The organism is Candidatus Symbiopectobacterium sp. NZEC135, from assembly GCF_025962695.1.
Genome location: NZ_JAGFPF010000990.1, coordinates 1 through 796, shown reverse-complemented (window position 1 = coordinate 796; position 796 = coordinate 1). Strand labels below are relative to the sequence as shown.

1 protein-coding gene is annotated in these 796 nt (G+C 46.1%); it reads right to left on the bottom strand.

The genetic code is table 11. The annotated features are described in order from the left end of the window. Positions 1 to 424: 424 nt before the first annotated feature. Positions 425 to 760, bottom strand: a complete 336-nt coding sequence (locus J5224_RS31945) for a gamma-glutamylcyclotransferase (RefSeq protein ID WP_264628980.1) — start codon at positions 758 to 760, stop codon at positions 425 to 427. Between the last annotated feature and the right edge of the window lie 36 nt (positions 761 to 796).

Here is a 796-nt window from a genome sequence, read left to right as displayed (position 1 = left end):
GCCGTATTGGCTTTGTCGCGAAAGCGAAGGTGACATTCTTGCCCATTGTTCTGTATCAGTAATAAAGTGTACTGAGAGAACTGATATTCCTCGCCAGCATTGAGCTGACGGTATTGCCCCATATCTTCCATTGATAAACTCTTTTGCATCCAAACGTTCGATGCAGTATAAAGTCTCGCCAATGGCATTCCTGATGAGATAATAATGACTGGCCTTATCGCTTCCTGCACCGCCATCAAATTATAGGGGGAAATAGCTTTTTTTATATTTTATTTCATAAAGATAATTAAAGATAAATGGACATAGTTCGAATCAATATTGACAGAATTAAAGATAATGACAGTGGGCTGGAGGTACGTAAAAAACGCTTTTTTTATAGCAAGCCCACCGCCATAGGTGGAAAGACAGTCATAATGCCGCCGCACTAGCGTGCTTCGGGTACCACCGTGTAGATGAAAGCGGTGACAATCTCTCCGTCTTTTGTCGTGACGTCTACCGGCACTCTGGCATACTCCTCACCTTCAAATTCATCGAGTGCATCCCAATGCTCCGCCAGGCGCGCCGAGTAAAACAAATATCCTTCAACGCGGTTTCCAGTGTCATCCAGAACAATCCCAGGATACCCCATACCGGCCCCCCATCCTGCATCAAGCAGCGAACCGCACACGGAACCCTGCACCCAGGAACCACCTATCGACTCGAGTAAATGTGCATTTTCACACCCGGGCATCAGCGTGCCGTATACAAAAAGACTGTCCATACTTCTCCTGTCCTGTTAACAATTTTCTGCTCTGTC